At 70.8% G+C, this 16105-nt stretch carries 12 protein-coding genes; 6 read left to right on the top strand and 6 right to left on the bottom strand.

Translation table 11 applies throughout. The features are described 5' to 3' along the window. Positions 1 to 25: 25 nt before the first annotated feature. Both IE325_RS02175 and IE325_RS02170 read right to left on the bottom strand, forming a co-directional pair. The gene (locus IE325_RS02175; RefSeq protein ID WP_190068489.1) at positions 26 to 640 is read right to left on the bottom strand and encodes a DedA family protein; all 615 of its coding nucleotides are present in this window, start codon (positions 638 to 640) and stop codon (positions 26 to 28) included. A 2-nt stretch (positions 641 to 642) separates the two neighbouring features. After that, entirely contained in the window at positions 643 to 1416 is a 774-nt protein-coding gene (locus IE325_RS02170; RefSeq protein WP_190067896.1) for an MBL fold metallo-hydrolase, read from the bottom strand. A gap of 83 nt (positions 1417 to 1499) precedes the next feature. On the opposite strand from IE325_RS02170, the gene IE325_RS02165 reads away from it, so the two are divergent. The 6 genes from IE325_RS02165 (at position 1500) to dnaK (ending at position 9498) form a co-directional block, all read left to right on the top strand. Continuing rightward, a complete protein-coding gene (locus tag IE325_RS02165) occupies positions 1500 to 1907 on the top strand; it encodes a hypothetical protein (RefSeq protein WP_190067895.1) in 408 nt (135 codons plus the stop codon). A 153-nt stretch (positions 1908 to 2060) separates the two neighbouring features. Next, a complete protein-coding gene (locus IE325_RS02160; protein WP_229911660.1) occupies positions 2061 to 4073 on the top strand; it encodes a phage holin family protein in 2013 nt (670 codons plus the stop codon). Positions 4074 to 4153: 80 nt separating this feature from the next. After that, positions 4154 to 5215, top strand: coding sequence for an ATP-binding protein (locus IE325_RS02155; protein ID WP_190067893.1), 1062 nt, complete (start codon positions 4154 to 4156; stop codon positions 5213 to 5215). Further along, positions 5212 to 7017 (top strand): vWA domain-containing protein, encoded by a 1806-nt coding sequence (locus tag IE325_RS02150; RefSeq protein ID WP_190067892.1) that lies wholly within the window; start codon positions 5212 to 5214, stop codon positions 7015 to 7017. Before IE325_RS02155 ends, IE325_RS02150 begins: the two co-directional genes overlap by 4 nt. A gap of 57 nt (positions 7018 to 7074) precedes the next feature. Continuing rightward, positions 7075 to 7503, top strand: a complete 429-nt coding sequence (locus tag IE325_RS02145) for an OsmC family protein (RefSeq protein WP_190067891.1) — start codon at positions 7075 to 7077, stop codon at positions 7501 to 7503. A gap of 129 nt (positions 7504 to 7632) precedes the next feature. Then, positions 7633 to 9498, top strand: coding sequence for a molecular chaperone DnaK (dnaK, locus tag IE325_RS02140; protein WP_190067890.1), 1866 nt, complete (start codon positions 7633 to 7635; stop codon positions 9496 to 9498). 7 nt (positions 9499 to 9505) lie between these two features. On the opposite strand, the gene narI is transcribed toward dnaK, so the two are convergent. Genes narI through IE325_RS02120 form a run of 4 tightly spaced genes read right to left on the bottom strand, consistent with a single transcriptional unit; the run spans position 9506 to position 16027 of the window. Beyond that, positions 9506 to 10228: a respiratory nitrate reductase subunit gamma gene (narI, locus tag IE325_RS02135; RefSeq protein ID WP_190067889.1), complete on the bottom strand. Its 723-nt coding sequence runs from the start codon at positions 10226 to 10228 to the stop codon at positions 9506 to 9508. Further along, positions 10225 to 10719: a nitrate reductase molybdenum cofactor assembly chaperone gene (gene narJ / locus IE325_RS02130; protein ID WP_190067888.1), complete on the bottom strand. Its 495-nt coding sequence runs from the start codon at positions 10717 to 10719 to the stop codon at positions 10225 to 10227. The genes narI and narJ overlap by 4 nt, the downstream gene beginning before the upstream one ends. Next, positions 10719 to 12323 carry a nitrate reductase subunit beta gene (gene narH, locus IE325_RS02125; RefSeq protein ID WP_190067887.1) on the bottom strand — a complete coding sequence of 535 codons (1605 nt, stop codon included), beginning with the start codon at positions 12321 to 12323 and terminating at the stop codon, positions 10719 to 10721. The genes narJ and narH overlap by 1 nt, the downstream gene beginning before the upstream one ends. Further along, a complete protein-coding gene (locus IE325_RS02120; RefSeq protein WP_190067886.1) occupies positions 12323 to 16027 on the bottom strand; it encodes a nitrate reductase subunit alpha in 3705 nt (1234 codons plus the stop codon). The genes narH and IE325_RS02120 overlap by 1 nt, the downstream gene beginning before the upstream one ends. Positions 16028 to 16105 lie beyond the last annotated feature (78 nt).

Below are 16105 nucleotides of genomic sequence, written 5' to 3'. Positions count from 1 at the left end.
ACAACCTTCACCCCGCAACGCAACCTCACTTGGCAGCCCGAACCCGCCGCCACAAAGCAGGCGCCACACTGATCACCACAGTCAGCCCCACCGCCGCCACAACCCCCTCCCACGGCTCCGGAAACAGCGACCCCCCAAGAATCCCGATCAACTGATACGTCACCGCCCAAGCGAGGCACGCCGGCAAGTTCCCCCGCGCAAACCTCCGCATGGGCCACTCCGCCAGCAGACAAGCCAGCATCACTGGCAACCGCCCCGCCGGCACCAGCCGCGACAGCACCAGCACGGCCACCCCGTGCTCGGCGAGCTTCCCCTGCGCCTGCGCGAGCCGCTCCTCCGGCGCCCGCGAGCGAATCGCCTCCAGCCAGCGCGACCCGTTCTTCGAGCCCATGCCGCGCCGCCCCAGCCAGTACAGCGTGGCGTCCCCCAGGAACGCGGCCGTGGAAGCCGTGACGAACACCAGCGCCAGCGAGAACGGCGCCGTCTGATGGAACGCCACCACCGCCGCCGAACTCACCAGCGCCCCGGTCGGCACCACCGGCACCAGCGCCCCGATCAACACCAGCAGGAACAGCGACGGATACCCGATCGCCTGCTGTGTCGACTCCGGCGGCACCGTCGTCGCCGTCGCGGCCAGCATCGTCACCGGGCCACCCCCAGGCGCACGCTCTCCCCGTGTGCGAGCCGGTGCACGGACACGCCGGGAGCACGCTCGGCCGCGAGGCGTACGAACTCATCACCGGGCGCATGGAATTCGTGGGGGCGCACGGCGTCCATGCCGATCGGCCAGTAGGTGCCGTAGTGCACCGGCACGGCGCTGCGCGGCGCGAGCCGGGTCAGCGCCTCCGCGGCCCGCCCCGCGTCCAGGTGGCCCTCCCCGAGATACGGCCCCCAACCGCCCACCGGCAGCAGCGCCACATCGACCGGGCCGACCTCCTTCGCCATCGCGTCGAACAGCCCGGTGTCCCCGGCGAAGTAGGTGCGTGCCTCGCCCTCGATGACATAGCCGAGCGCGGGGGAGCGGTGCCGTCCGACGGGCAGCCGCCGCCCGTCGTGCCGCGCGGGAACGGCCCGTACCGCCACGTCACCCACGGTCGTCACATCGCCCGGCGACATCTCGATCACCCGCAGCTGGGTGAGCCGGCGCAGTCCGGGCACGGCCTCGGGTGCGCCCCGGGGCACGAGCAGGCGCGTGCCGTGGGGCAGCCCGACCAGTGAGGGAACGTGCAGATGGTCGGCGTGGAGGTGGGAGACCACGGCGACGTCGGCGCGCCGGGCGTCGGGCGCCGGGAGCACACCCCGGCGGCGGCGCAGGTGTGCGAGCCGGCGCACGAACAGCGGGTCGGTGAGGACGCGCACGTTCGAGTCCTCGACCGTGCAGGTGGCGTGACCCCACCAGGTGATCTCCACCGGCACCTCTTTGCCTCCTTCGCGCGACTCCCCGAAGCGTACGGGCTGGAGTAGGGTCGGCGGCGAAACCCGGAGGTGAGGGGGACGCCATGGGGCCATCCATAGTGCGCGTCACGGCCATCGCCAGTCTGACGCCGCTCGAAGAGCTGGACGCCGACCCCTTCCTGGTGGACTCCCGCAGCCAGCACGCGATGTGCGCGCGCTGGGCCGCGGAGCACGGGTACGTCGTCGCCCGCGAGCTGCTCGTACGGGGGCTGCGGGCGGACCACGGCGTCCTGTGGGAGGGCGTCCGGCCCGGCCTCGACCTGTTCGTGGCGCCCAGCCGGAGGGTGCTGGAGAGCGCGTTGTCCTCCGTCGAGGAGTTCTCCGCCGAGTGCGCTCGGCGGGGGGTGCGGGTGGAGACGGTGGGGCGGGCCGAGCCGCGGTACGACGCGCAGATGAAGGCGCGGGTGCATCGGCGGCTGTCCATGCCGACGGCGGGGTACGACGGGCGCTGAGTTCCCCCCGCCGCCGCTCACGGAGGGAACCGGCAGCCGTGGAAGACCGTTGTGTCAGGCTGGGGGCGTAAGGCCCGTTTCGGGACGTGAGGTGGGCTGGGCGTGCGTGGGCGTTGGCGGCGGGTTGCCAGTCAGGTCGGGCGGAGTGTGACCGTGTGGGCGGTCTCCACCGTGACCATGCTCGTGCTCGCCGGGATCCTGCCCGACTTCCAGCTCCAGTCCGCGGACGGCGACAGCGCCACCCGTATCGCCATGACCGCGGCCCTCGGCGCCGGTGCCTTCGGTCTGCTCTCCGCGCTCGTGTGGCCCCTGCTCGTACGGCTCCTGCTGCTCGTCCCGGCGCTGGTGCTGGGGCTGCTGGTGTTCTTCCTCAACGGCTCCCTGCTGATCGTCGCCCTGCGCCTGGTGCCCTCCGGTGACAGCGAGGCCGCCCCCGAGACCGCCGTCATCGTCGCCGCCGTGATGTCCGCCGTCGCCTCCGCCACCGGCGCCGCCCTGGCCGTACGGGACGACGACGCCTACCGACGCCGCCTGTACCGTCTCGCGGACCGCCGCCGCAGAGCCCTGCCACCCGGCCCGTCCAGCCCCGGCACCGTCTTCATCCAGCTCGACGGCGTCGGCCACGACGTCCTGCGCGATGCCGTCGACAAGGGGCTGATGCCGACCGTCGCCCGCTGGCTCGACGGCCCCCGCCCCACCCACCGGCTCACCCCCTGGCGCACTGACTGGTCCAGCCAGACCGGCGCCAGCCAGCTCGGCATCCTGCACGGGAGCAACCACGACGTCCCGGCGTTCAGGTGGTACGAGAAGGCGGCCCGCGAGGTGATGGTCTGCAACCGGCCCACCAGCGCCGCCGAACTCCAGCGCCGCGCCGTCGACCGCACCGGTGACGGCGGACTGCTCAGCGCGGACGGCGCCAGCCGGGGCAATCTCTTCAGCGGCGGCGCCGACGAGCAGGCCCTCGTGCTGTCCATCGCCACCAGGCGCCGCGACCGCCGCAACCGCTCCCGCGCGGGCTACTTCGCCTACTTCTCCGACCCGGCCAACGCCGTGCGCACCGCCCTGTCCTTCGTCGCCGAGGTCGGCCGTGAGATCGGCCAGTCCACCCGGTCCCGCGTCCGCAAGGTCCGGCCCAGAGTCTCCCGCGGCGGTCTCTACCCGATGGTCCGCGCCTTCGCGACGGTCGTGGAGCGGGACGTGGTCGTCGCCGCGGTGCTGGGCGACATGTTCGCCGGGCGCACCTCCGTCTATGCCGACCTGGTGGCGTACGACGAGGTGGCGCACCACTCCGGGCCGTCCGGCCGCGACACCGAGAAGGTCCTGGAACGGCTCGACCGGGCGCTGGCGTTGATCGAGAAGGCCGCCGAGCACGCGCCGCGGCCGTATCGGCTGGTCGTGCTGTCGGACCACGGCCAGAGCCCCGGCGAGACCTTCCGCGCCCGCTACGGCCTCGGCCTCGCCGACCTGGTGCGGGCCGGCTGCGGGCTGCCCGTGCCGCGCCGGGCCCGGCGCACCCACAGCGGTGCCGAGGCCCGCGCGGCCGTGCGCGCGGCGCTGCGCCGGCCCGTCGAGGAGGGCGCCGAGCAGTACCGCCCCTCCCGGCGCTCCGAGCCGATCGTGCTGGCCTCCGGCAACCTCGGCCTGGTCTCCTTCCCGGACGTCCCGCACCGGATGACCAAGGAGGAGATCGACGCCCGCCACCCCGCCCTGCTCACCACCCTCGCCAACCACCCGGGCATCGGCTTCCTGCTGGTGCGCAGCGAGCGGCACGGAGGGGTCGTGCTCGGCGCGTACGGCGCGGAGATCCCCCTGGACCGGCTGGACGGCGACCTCGGGCCGCTGGAGGCCTTCGGGCGGGGCGCCGCCGACGCCGTGCGCCGCACGCACTCCTTCCCGAACACCGCCGACATCATGGTCAACTCGTCCTACGACCCGGCCGACGGCGAGGTCCTCGCCTTCGAGGAGCAGATCGGCTCGCACGGGGGACTGGGGGGCGCCCAGGGCAGACCGTTCCTGCTGTCGCCGGTCGCCTTCTCCCCGGCGGTCGGCGACGCGGAGGAGCTGGTCGGCGCCGAGCAGGTGCATCGGGTGCTGCGGCGCTGGCTGAGCGAGGCGAACGGGCCGCAGGTGCCGGTCGAGACGGCGCCGGAGGAGCGGGCCGCCTGAAAATCGGCTGCGTGCGAGAGGCCGCGGGCACACACTGTTCGAGTCGCAAACCACTCGAACACTCCCAAGGAGCCCCTGCTTTGCAGGCTGCCGTCACCGTAACTCCCGCCCGAATCCCCGAACTGCTGCTCGGCCTCGCCACCGTGCGGCCGGTCTTCATCTGGGGCGCCCCCGGCATCGGAAAGTCCTCCGTCGTCAGGGCGTTCGCCGAGTCGCTGGGCCTGGAGTGTGTGAGTCTGCTCGGTACGCAGCTCGCGCCGGAGGACCTGATCGGTGTGCCGCAGATCCGGGACGGGCGCTCGGTGTTCTGCCCGCCGGAGGCCATCGCCCGCGACGAGCCGTACTGTCTGTTCCTGGACGAGCTGAACGCGGCCACCCCGGATGTGCAGAAGGCGTTCTACTCGCTGATCCTGGACCGCCGTATCGGCAACTACGAACTGCCGAAGGGCTCCATCGTCATCGGCGCCGGTAACCGGGCCACCGACAACGCGCTCGCCCGCCCCATCGCGTCCGCGCTGGTCAACCGGCTCGCCCATGTCCACCTGGAGGCCTCCGCCAAGGACTGGCTGACGTGGGCCGCGGACAACGGCATCCACCCGTGGATCCTGGACCACCTCACCGACCGCCCCGACCACCTGTGGTCCAAGCCGCCGAAGACCGAGGAGCCGTTCTCCACGCCCCGGTCCTGGCACATGCTCTCCGACGCGCTGCACTCCTTCGGGCGCGACCTCGACGAGGAGACCCTGAAGGTGCTGGCGCACGGCACGCTGACGCCGGCGCACGCCACCGCGTTCTGCGGCTACGTCAAGATCGTGCGCAGCCAGTACGGCATCGAGGCCATCATCAAGGGCGACGCCCGCTGGCCGCACCGTATGCAGGACCGAGACCTGCTCTACTACCTCGCCGAGTCGTTCCGTGGCCGACTGGTCAAGGAACTCCCGGTCAGCAAGGACCACATGTCGGCGAGCGGCCGGCAGACCGCGTACCGCGCCAAGTCGCTGCTGGTGCAGCTCGCGGAGATCTCCGTCGAGGTCGCCCAGAGCGTCATCGCCTCCGACGCCGACGGCAATCCCGTACTGCCGGCCTGGTTCCTGGTGGAGGCCGCGCGGGACATGCCCCGGCTGGTGGAGGCGCGCCGATGAGCCGTGCTCACGACAAGGGGAAGGCGAAGAAGAAGCGGGACCTCGCGGCGGAGGCCTTCACCGAGGGCCTGCGCCTCGTACGCGCCAACCCGGCGCTGGCCACCGTCGAGTTCACCGTCTGCCGCCTGGAGAACTGTGAGCAGTCGCCCCGTGACGGCCTCGTCCGCGTCGACTCCGAAGGCGACCTGCACGCCGACCCGGACCGCATCGCCGAACCCGCCACCTGGGCCTGGGCCATCGCCCACGCCGTCCTGCACCTCGGCTTCGGCCACGTCCCCGCCAGGACGGGCACACCCGTCCAGCCCGACCGCGCCGACCTCGCCGCCCGCTGCGTCGTCGTCAACCGCTTCCTGCTTTCCTTCCCGGTGGGGCAGACCCCCGACCACCTGCCCCTGACCTACCCGGACGGCGACGAGGAACAGCTCGCCGCACGCTGGCGTCGCGACGGCATCCCGGCCGCCTACGAGCGCTGCGGCACCGCGGGCCCGGAGCCCGACCTGCTGCTCGTGGAGTGGAGGGGATGGTCCGGGTCGCCCCCGGACCATCAACTCGCCTTCGCCACCGCGCTCACCCGGACCGTGTCCACCGCGATGGACCTGGCGGGCGGCCGACGCGACTCCATGGACGGCGAACCGGTCAAGAAGCGGCCCTGGCAGTGGGCCCTGGAGTGGTTCATCACCTCCTACCCGCTGCTCGGCGGCCTCGCCGCCGGCATCAAGCTCGTCGCCGACGCCGAACTCACCCGCGCGCACGGCATCTCCGTCGCCGCCGTCAACGCCGAGGCCGGCGAGATCTACATCAATCCGCTGCGGCACTTCGAGGACGAGGAATGGCGGTTCATCCTCGCCCACGAGATGCTGCACGCCGCCCTGCGCCACGGCGACCGCTGCGGCGCCCGCGACCCGTATCTCTTCAACGTCGCCTGCGACTACGTCATCAACGGCTGGCTGCGTGAGATGCAGGTCGGCGAGATGCCCCAAGGGCTGCTGTACGACGCCCAGTTCAGTGGCATGTCCGCCGAGGAGGTCTACGACCGGATCGTCGGCGACCAGCGCCGGATGCGCCGGCTGGCCACCCTGCGCGGCAAGGGCGTCGGCGATGTGCTCGGCACCCCGCTCGGCCCGCCCCGGGACTACGTCGACCTCGACGAGTTCTACCGCAGGGGACTGGGCCACGGCCTCGATCTGCACCAGCAGCAGGAGCGCGGCTTCCTGCCCGGCGGCCTGGTCCAGGAGATCCGCGCGCTCAGCCATCCGCCCCTGCCGTGGGACGCGCGACTGGCCCGCTGGTTCGACGAGTTCGTGCCCCGCCCCGAGCCGGTGCGGACGTACGCCCGTCCCGCCCGCCGCCAGGCCTCGACCCCCGACATCCCACGCGCCGGCCGCTACTTCCCGCCCGAGGAGATCGCCCGCTGCACCTTCGGCGTCGTCCTGGACACCTCCGCCTCCATGGGCGTGGGCCTGCTCGGCAAGGCGCTGGGCGCGATCGCCTCGTACGCCGAGGCCCGGGACGTACCGGCGGCGCGGGTGGTGTTCTGCGACGCGGGACCGTACGACGCCGGGTATGTGCCGGTGACGGACATCGCGGGGCGGGTGAGGGTGCACGGCCGGGGCGGTACGGTCCTGCAGCCCGGCATCGATCTGCTGCAACGGGCGGACGACTTTCCGCCGGGCGCCCCGGTGCTGGTCATCACGGACGGCTGGTGCGATGTGCTGCGGGTGCGGCGTGAGCACGCGTATCTGATTCCGCAGGGTCGTCGCCTGCCGTTCACCCCGCGTGGGCCGGTCTTCCGGGTGAGTTGACCCGGAGTGTGATCGGATGGTGTCCCAAGAGAACAGCCAGAATCGGAAGGACCCACCGTGGCAACCACGCGCTCCGCACACACCGTCTGGGAAGGCAGCCTGCTCGAGGGCAAGGGTGTCGTCGAATTCGACTCTTCCGGTGCCATCACCGCGCAGCCGGTCACCTGGGCCTCGCGCTCCCAGGACGCGAACGGCAAGACCAGCCCCGAGGAGCTGATCGCCGCCGCGCACTCCAGCTGCTTCTCCATGGCCCTGTCGCACGCCCTGAACGGCGCGGGCACGCCTCCCACCAAGCTGGTGACCTCGGCCGATGTGAGCTTCCAGCCGGGTGAGGGCATCACCGGCATCCACCTCACCGTGGAGGGGACGGTTCCCGGTATCGACAACGACACGTTCGTCGCCGCCGCCGAGGACGCCAAGAAGAACTGCCCGGTCAGCCAGGCGCTGACGGGCACGACGATCACGCTGTCGGCCAAGCTGGCATGAACAAGGGGGCCTGAGCGCTCGCTCAGGCCCCGTTCGGCGCCCCTCGGCCGGATCATTCGCCCCATTGACAAGAGCCCACTCAAGTTTTGTGCTGGTGTTCAAGAGGTGCCCTGGCGGAAGGGGACAACGATGGCACGCGCGGTCGGGATCGATCTCGGGACCACGAACTCGGTGGTCGCCGTCCTGGAGGGCGGCGAACCCACGGTCGTCGCCAATGCGGAGGGGGCCAGGACCACACCGTCGGTCGTGGCCTTCGCCAAGAACGGCGAGGTGCTCGTGGGGGAGGTGGCCAAACGGCAGGCGGTGACGAACGTCGAGCGCACCGCCCGCTCAGTGAAGCGGTACATGGGCGACGGGAACTGGCGCTTCCCCGATCAGGGCGACATCGACGGCACCCGCTACCGGGCCCAGGAGCTGTCCGCCCGGGTGCTGCAGAAGCTGAAGCGGGACGCCGAGTCCTATCTCGGCGAGGACGTCACCGACGCGGTGATCACCGTCCCCGCCTACTTCGACGACGCCCAGCGGCAGGCCACCAAGGAGGCCGGGGAGGTCGCGGGCCTGAAGGTCCTCAGGATCATCAACGAGCCCACGGCCGCCGCCCTCGCCTACGGCCTGGACCGCGGCGAGGAGCAGACCGTGCTGGTCTTCGACCTCGGCGGCGGCACCTTCGACGTCTCCCTGCTGGAGATCGGCGACGGCGTCATCGAGGTCAAGGCCACCAACGGCGACACGCACCTCGGCGGTGACGACTGGGACCAGCGGGTCGTCGAATACCTGGTCAAGAAGTTCAAGGGGCAGAACGGCATCGACCTCGGCAACGACAAGATGGCCCTGCAGCGGCTGCGCGAGGGCGCCGAGAAAGCCAAGATCGAGCTGTCCAGCTCCTCCGAGACCACGATCAACCTGCCCTACATCACCGCCTCCGCCGAGGGCCCCCTCCACCTCGACGAGAAGCTGACCCGCGCCCAGTTCCAGGAGCTCACCGCCGATCTCCTCGACCGCTGCAAGACCCCCTTCCACCAGGCCGTCAAGGACGCCGGCATCAAGCTCGCGGCGGTCGACCACGTCATCCTCGTCGGCGGCTCCACCCGGATGCCCGCCGTCACCGAACTGGTGAAGGAACTCACCGGCAAGGACCCCCACAAGGGCGTCAACCCCGACGAGGTCGTGGCCGTCGGCGCCGCCCTCCAGGCCGGTGTCATCCGCGGCGACGTCAAGGACGTCCTCCTGCTCGACGTCACCCCGCTGTCCCTCGGCATCGAGACCAAGGGCGGCATCATGACGAAGCTCATCGAGCGCAACACGACCATCCCGACCCGGCGTTCGGAGATCTTCACCACCGCCACCGACAACCAGCCCTCGGTCGGCATCCAGGTCTACCAGGGCGAACGCGAGATCGCCTCGTACAACAAGAAGCTCGGCGTCTTCGATCTGACGGGGCTGCCCCCGGCGCCGCGCGGGGTGCCGCAGATCGAGGTCGCGTTCGACATCGACGCCAACGGGATCATGCACGTCTCCGCCAAGGATCTCGCCACGGGGCGCGAGCAGAAGATGACGGTGACCGGCGGCTCGGCGCTGCCCAAGGACGACATCGACCGGATGATGCGGGAGGCCGAGCAGTACGCCGAGGAGGACCGGGGGCGCCGTGAGGCGGCGGAGACCCGGAACCAGGGCGAGCAGCTCGTCTACCAGACCGAGAAGTTCCTCCGCGACAACGAGGACAAGGTCCCCGCCGACACCAAGAGCGAGGTCGAGTCGGCGATCGCCGAGCTGAAGGAGCAGCTGGAGGAGAACGCCGAGACGAACGCCCTGCGCACCGGCATCGAGAAACTCGCCACCGTCAGCCAGAAGATGGGCCAGGCGATGTACGCCCAGTCGCAGCAGGCCCCGGAGGACAGCGCCACCGGCACCGAGCAGACCTCGGCGCCGGACGACGATGTCGTCGATGCCGAGATCGTCGACGACGAGAAGGACCAGAAGGGCGGGGCCGCTTAGAAGTGGCCTAGGACCCCGTCTTCTCCCAGCCCCGCCGCTCCGGCCGCGGCCCCAGCTGCCTGGGGTCGCGGCTGCGGTACACCACATACGGCCGGAACAGATACTGCACCGGCGCGCTGAACATATGCACCAGCCGCGTGTACGGCACCAGCGCGATCAACACCATGCCGATCACCATGTGGATCTCGTACAGCACCGGCACCCCCGCCATCCGGTCCAGATCGGGCTGGAGGGTGAACAGACTGCGGGCCCAGGGGGCGATGGACTCGCGGTAGTCGTAGCCGTCGCCGGAGCTGTGGGACAGCTTGGCGACCATGCCCATCACGATCGCTGCGACCAGCACGAGGTACATCAGCTTGTCGTTGGCAGTGGTCGCCCGGAACACCGGGGCGTTGGTGCGGCGGCGGTAGATCAGCAGCACGATCCCGGCGACCGTCAGGACCCCGGCGGCCGTACCGCCGTAGAGGGAGAACAGGTGGTACGTGTGCTCGCTGACGCCCAGCGAGTGCGTCCAGGTCTCCGGGATGAACAGGCCCACCAGATGGCCCACCAGCACGAACAGGATGCCGTAGTGGAAGGCGGGCGAGGCGATGTTGAGGAGCCTCGACTCGTAGATCTGGGACGAGCGGGTGGTCCAGCCGAAGCGGTCGTAGCGGTGGCGCCAGATCAGGCCGGCGACCAGCAGGGCGAAGGTGACGTAGGGCAGGACGCCCCAGAGCAGTGTCGTCATGGGCGGGTCCCCGTCGGCGCGGTCGGCAGTGTGGCGCACACGGCGTCCAGGACGGACGCGTACGGTGTGCCGAAGTCGGTGAGCCGGGCGCGGAGCTGCTCCAGGCACTCCTGGTGTTCGAGGAGCAGATCGGTGTTGCCGGTGCGGGCCGTGAACTCCAGGACCGCGGGCAGGAAGTCGGGCAGTTCCTCGCCGGTGAACTCCAGGCCGTGCGCGCGGTACAGCTCTTTCAGGCGGACCAGGGACATGCCGCGCCGCCGGGTGTCCCCGTCGAGCCACCAGGTCAGATACAGGCTGTGGCGGTTCTTGAGGTCGAAGACCTGGACGTAGTGCGCGGCCAGTTCGTCCGGTGGTGTGACGGTGGCGTGGTCGGTGAACTCCCGCAATTGCGGGGCGGCTTCGCGCAGCAGGGGCAGCCGGGCGCGGAAGTCGTCGTCGGGGTAGGTCAGGCAGAGCGCGGCCGCCTGGTAGAGCACATCGAAGGACGGCATCAGGTCTCCTCGATCTCGGCCGCGTCGTCGGCGGTCTGTCTTCTGCGCAGCATGTGGAAGTTCTCGACGGGGACTAGGGGCAGCAGTTTGCGGCCCGAGTCCTGGCCGAAGGGGCCGTCCCCGCCCATCCCGGGCCCGCCCTCGAAGTCGAGGCTGCACCCCTCGGGGAGCGCCGACTCCTCCAGGCGCCGGGCATCCGCGACGGCCGCCGTCGGAATGACGTACCGGTCCTCGTACTTGGCGACCGCGAGCAGCCGGTACATGTCCTCGATCTCCCCGGCCGCCATGCCCACGGCGTCCGGCACCGAGGGGTCCGGCTCCTCCCCGAGGTTGATGGCCCGCATATGGGAGCGCATCGCGGCGAGCTTCTCCAGCGAGGCACGGACCGGGCCGATGGCACCGGCCGTGAACAGCTCCGCCAGGTATTCGAGCGGGATGCGCAGCGCGTCGATCGCGCCGAACAGATTGCCCGCGTCCTCCCCGTCGTGCCCGGTCTCCGACAGCGCGTCCACCACCGGCGACAGCGGCGGGATGTACCAGACCATCGGCATCGTCCGGTACTCCGGATGCAGCGGCAGCGCCACCCGGTACTTGCTGATCAGCGCGTGCACCGGCGACCGTCTGGCCGCCTCCAGCCAGTCGTACGGGATCCCCGCGGTCTCGCACGCCCGCCGCACCTCACGGTCCTCGGGGTCGAGGAAGACGCCCAACTGCGCCTCGTACAGGTCCCGTTCACGCGGCACGGAGGCCGCGGCCGTCACCCGGTCCGCGTCGTACAGCACCACCCCGAGATAGCGCAGCCGGCCCACGCACGTCTCCGAGCAGACCGTCGGCAGACCGACCTCGACGCGCGGATAGCACATCGTGCACTTCTCGGCCTTGCCGGTGGCGTGGTTGAAGTACACCTTCTTGTACGGGCATCCCGTCACGCACATCCGCCAGCCCCGGCAGCGGTCCTGGTCCACGAGGACGATGCCGTCCTCCGCCCGCTTGTACATCGCCCCCGACGGGCACGACGCCACACAGGACGGGTTCAGGCAGTGCTCGCAGATGCGCGGCAGATAGAACATGAAGCTCTGCTCGAACTCGAACCGCACCTTCTCCGACGCCTCTGTGCGCGTCCGCTCCACCATCGGGTCGAGATCGCCGTAGGCGGGGGCGCCGGCGAGGTTGTCGTCCCAGTTCGACGACCACTCGATCTTCATCGGCTTGCCGTCGAGCTGGGAGACGGGCCTCGCGACCGGGTAGTCGTCGCCGAGCGGGGCGTCGGTGAGGTTCTTGTAGTCGTACGTCCAGGGCTCGTAGTAGTCCTTGATCTCCGGCAGTTCGGGGTTGGAGAAGATCCCGGCGAGCTTGCGGAAGCGTCCGCCCGCCTTGAGTTTCAGGGCGCCGCGCCGGTTCAGCTCCCAGCCGCCGCGCCAGCGCTCCTGGTCCTCGTAGCGGCGCGGATACCCCTGGCCGGGGCGGGTCTCGACGTTGTTGAACCAGACGTACTCCATGCCACGGCGGTTGGTCCACGCCTGCTTGCAGGTGACCGAGCAGGTGTGGCAGCCGATGCACTTGTCGAGGTTCATCACCATCGCTATCTGGGCCATCGGACGCATCAGTACTCGACCTCCTGGCTGCGACGGCGGATCACCGTCACCTCGTCGCGCTGGTTGCCCGTCGGGCCCAGGTAGTTGAACGCCCAGGAGAGCTGGGCGTAGCCGCCGACGAGGTGGGACGGCTTGAGGATGAGCCGGGTGAGCGAGTTGTGGATGCCGCCGCGCCGGCCGGTGGTCTCGGTCTTGGGGACGGCGACCGTGCGTTCCTGCGCGTGGTGCATATAGACGGTGCCGTGCGGGATGCGGTGTGAGACGACGGCCCGGGCGACGACCACGCCATTGCGGTTGACCGCCTCGATCCAGTCGTTGTCGGCGACGCCGATCGCCTCCGCGTCCTGCGGGGACATCCAGATGTTCTGGCCGCCCCGGGACAGGGCCAGCATGAACAGGTTGTCCTGGTACTCGGAGTGGATGGACCACTTGTTGTGCGGGGTGAGGTAACGGACCGTCACCTCCCGTTGCCCGTCCGGGCCGAGGCGGGGTTCGCCGAACAGCTTGTTCATGTCCAGCGGCGGCCGGTAGACGGGGAGCGCCTCGCCCAGCTCGTGTATCCAGTCGTGGTCCAGGAAGAAGTGCTGGCGGCCGGTGAGGGTGTGCCAGGGCTTGAGGTGCTCGGTGTTGAGGGTGAAGGCGGTGTAGCGGCGCCCGCCCGACTCGCTGCCCGACCACTCCGGCGAGGTGATCACCGGCACGGGTGCCGCCTGGGTGTCCGCGTATGTGACCCGCTTGCCCTCGTGCTCGGCCGCGAGGTGTGCCATCTCCTGCCCGGTGCGGGCCTCCAGGGTGCGGAAGCCCTGGGTGGCGAGGCGGCCGTTGGTGGTGCCGGACAGGGCGAGGATGGTGTTCGCCGCCTTCACGGCCGTGTCGAGCAGGGGGCGGCCGTCGGCGGTGACGCCGTTCAGCTGCCGCAGGTCCTCGACTTCTTGGTCCGGCCTCAGCGTGATGCCCTTCGCGGGCAGGCCGAGTTGCTCCGCCAGCGGGCCCAGCGAGGCGAACTTGGCGCCGATCGCCGTGTAGTCCCGTTCCACGACGGTCAGTTGAGGCATGGTCTTCCCGGGCACCGGATCGCACTCCCCGCGCCGCCAGTCCAGTGCGACCCCGCCCGGCTGGGCGATCTCGCCCGGCGTGTCGTGCTGGAGCGGGGTCGCCACCAGGTCCTTGCGTACGCCGAGATGGTCGACGGCGAGTTCGCTGAACCGCTCGGCGAGCGCCTTGAAGGCGTCGAAGTCGGTGCGCGCCTGCCACGGCGGATCCACGGCCGGGGTGAAGGAATGCACGTAGGGGTGCATGTCCGTGCTGGACAGGTCGTGCTTCTCGTACCAGGTGGCGGCCGGCAGGACGACGTCCGACAGCAGCGTCGACGAGGTCTGCCGGAAGTCCAGCGACAGCAGCAGATCGAGCTTGCCCTCGGGCGCCTCGTCGCGCCAGGTCACATCCCTCGGCCGGACGTCCTCCGGCGCCTCCTCGGCCTGGAGTGACGACTGCGTCCCCAGCAGATGCCGGGTGAAGTACTCCGCGCCCTTCGCCGACGAACCCAGCAGATTGGCCCGCCACAGCGTCACGATCCGCGGCCAGTTCTCCGGCGCGTCCGGATCCTCGCAGGCGAACTTCAGGGTGCCCGCGCGCAGTTCGGCCACCACCCGCGCCACCTGGTCGCCGAACACCTCGCCCAGCTCCAGCGGATTGCGGTCGAACGTCGGATACGACGGCATCCACCCCGCCCGCGCCGACAGCGCGAGACAGTCCGCGCCCGTCATCCCCCCGAAGCGCCCCGCACCCAGCGGCGAGGCGAGCACATCGGCCGTGAACCGGTCGTAGCGCCACTGGTCGGTGTTGAGGAACCAGTACGCCGTGCCGATCATCTGCCGCGGCGGACGCGACCAGTCCGAGGCGGCGGCGAGCGTCGCCCAGCCGGTCACCGGACGGCACTTCTCCTGGCCCACGTAGTGCGCCCAGCCGCCGCCGTTGCGCCCCTGGCAGCCGGTGAGCTGGAGCAGGGCGAGAAAGGCGCGGTAGATCGTCTCGGAGTGGAACCAGTGGTTGGTGCCCGCGCCCATAAGGATCATGCAACGGCCCTGCGACCGCTCCGCCGTCCGCGCGAACTCCCTTGCGATCCTTACGCACTTGGCCGCCGGGACGGAGGTGTGCGTCTCCTGCCAGGCCGGGGTGCCGGGAGCCTCGGCGTCGTCGTACGACGCGGGCCAGCGGCCCGGCAGGCCCGGCCGTGCCACCCCGTACTGCGCGAGCAGCAGATCGAAGACGGTCGTCACCAGAGGGCCCTCGGCGCCGCCGAGCCTCGTCGCCGGGACACCACGGCGTACGACGTCCCCGCGCCCCTGCCCGTGCGCCCCGCCCTCGGTGTCGAAGCGGGGGAGCAGCACCTCGACCCCACCGGCCACCGCAATGCCGTACAGGCTCAACTTCGGTCGTATGTCGCCGAGTTCGAGATTCCACCGGCCCTTTCCCGACTCGGTCCAGCGGAAGCCGAGGGAGCCGTTCGGGGCGACGGCGCGGCCGGACGCCTCGTCCAGTACGACCGTCTTCCACTCGGCGCCCTCGCCCTCCTGGCCGAGGTCGGAGGCGCGCAGGAACTTCGCGGGGACGTAGGCGCCGCCGTCCCGCTTCTCCAGGGTGACCAGGAAGGGCAGGTCGGTGAACTGCCGTACGTAGTCCGCGAAGAACGGGGTGTCGCGGTCGACGAAGAACTCCTTGAGGACGACATGCCCCATCGCGAGGGCCAGCGCGCCGTCCGTGCCCGGGTGCGGGTGCAGCCACTCGTCGGCGAACTTGGCGTTGTCGGCGTAGTCGGGCGCGACCACCACGACCTTCTGGCCCCGGTAGCGGGCCTCCGCCATCCAGTGCGCGTCCGGGGTGCGGGTCACCGGGACGTTCGAGCCCCACATGATCAGATACGCGGCGTCCCACCAGTCGCCCGACTCCGGTACGTCGGTCTGGTCGCCGAAGACCTGCGGGGAGGCGACCGGCAGATCGGCGTACCAGTCGTAGAAGGAGAGCATGGGGGCGCCGATGAGGGAGTGGAAGCGGGCGCCCGCCGCGTGCGACACCATCGACATCGCGGGGATGGGGGAGAAACCGGCGATGCGGTCCGGGCCGTACGCCTTGATGGTGTGGACGTGGGCGGCGGCGACGATCTCTATCGCCTCGTCCCAACTCGCCCGTATCAGACCGCCCTTGCCGCGTGCCCGCTGGTACTCGCGGCGGCGCTCGGGGTCGTCCTGGATGTCCGCCCAGGCGCGGACGGGGTCGCCGAGGCGTTCCTTCGCCTCCCGGTACAGCTTCAGGAGCACCCCGCGGACGTACGGGTAGCGGACCCGGGTGGGGGAGTAGGTGTACCAGGAGAAGGCGGCGCCGCGCGGGCAGCCGCGGGGCTCGTACTCGGGGCGGTCCGGGCCCACGCTCGGATAGTCGGTCTGCTGGGTCTCCCAGGTGATGATGCCGTCCTTGACGTACACCTTCCAGCGGCAGGAGCCGGTGCAGTTCACGCCGTGTGTGGAGTTCACGACCTTGTCGTGGCTCCAGCGGTCCCGGTAGAAGGCGTCCGCCTCCCGCCCGCCGGTCAGCGCCACGCTGTGCAGATCGGGCGCGGGCGTGCCGGGCCGGAAGAACCTGCCGGCCTTCAGCAGCGCCGCGCCCGGCTCGGCGGGCGGCGTGGGCGGGCCGGGCGGTATCCGGGTGTCGGTCACAGGCGCTCCCTTGGTTGCCCTGGTCCCGAACCTAGGGCGGGGCGGGGAAGCGCACCTGTTCACGGCACCCGTACGGGT

The sequence above is a fragment of the Streptomyces lanatus genome, assembly GCF_014655715.1.
Lineage (GTDB): Bacteria > Actinomycetota > Actinomycetes > Streptomycetales > Streptomycetaceae > Streptomyces > Streptomyces lanatus.
This window is presented reverse-complemented; position numbering and strand designations above follow the sequence as displayed.

Coding starts and splice junctions, on each gene's coding strand:
- IE325_RS02175 (WP_190068489.1), bottom strand. CDS start 640: ATGCTGGCCGCGACGGCGACGACGGTGCCGCCGGAGTCGACACAGCAG.
- IE325_RS02165 (WP_190067895.1), top strand. CDS start 1,500: ATGGGGCCATCCATAGTGCGCGTCACGGCCATCGCCAGTCTGACGCCG.
- IE325_RS02150 (WP_190067892.1), top strand. CDS start 5,212: ATGAGCCGTGCTCACGACAAGGGGAAGGCGAAGAAGAAGCGGGACCTC.
- dnaK (WP_190067890.1), top strand. CDS start 7,633: ATGGCACGCGCGGTCGGGATCGATCTCGGGACCACGAACTCGGTGGTC.
- narI (WP_190067889.1), bottom strand. CDS start 10,228: ATGACGACACTGCTCTGGGGCGTCCTGCCCTACGTCACCTTCGCCCTG.
- narJ (WP_190067888.1), bottom strand. CDS start 10,719: ATGCCGTCCTTCGATGTGCTCTACCAGGCGGCCGCGCTCTGCCTGACC.
- narH (WP_190067887.1), bottom strand. CDS start 12,323: ATGCGTCCGATGGCCCAGATAGCGATGGTGATGAACCTCGACAAGTGC.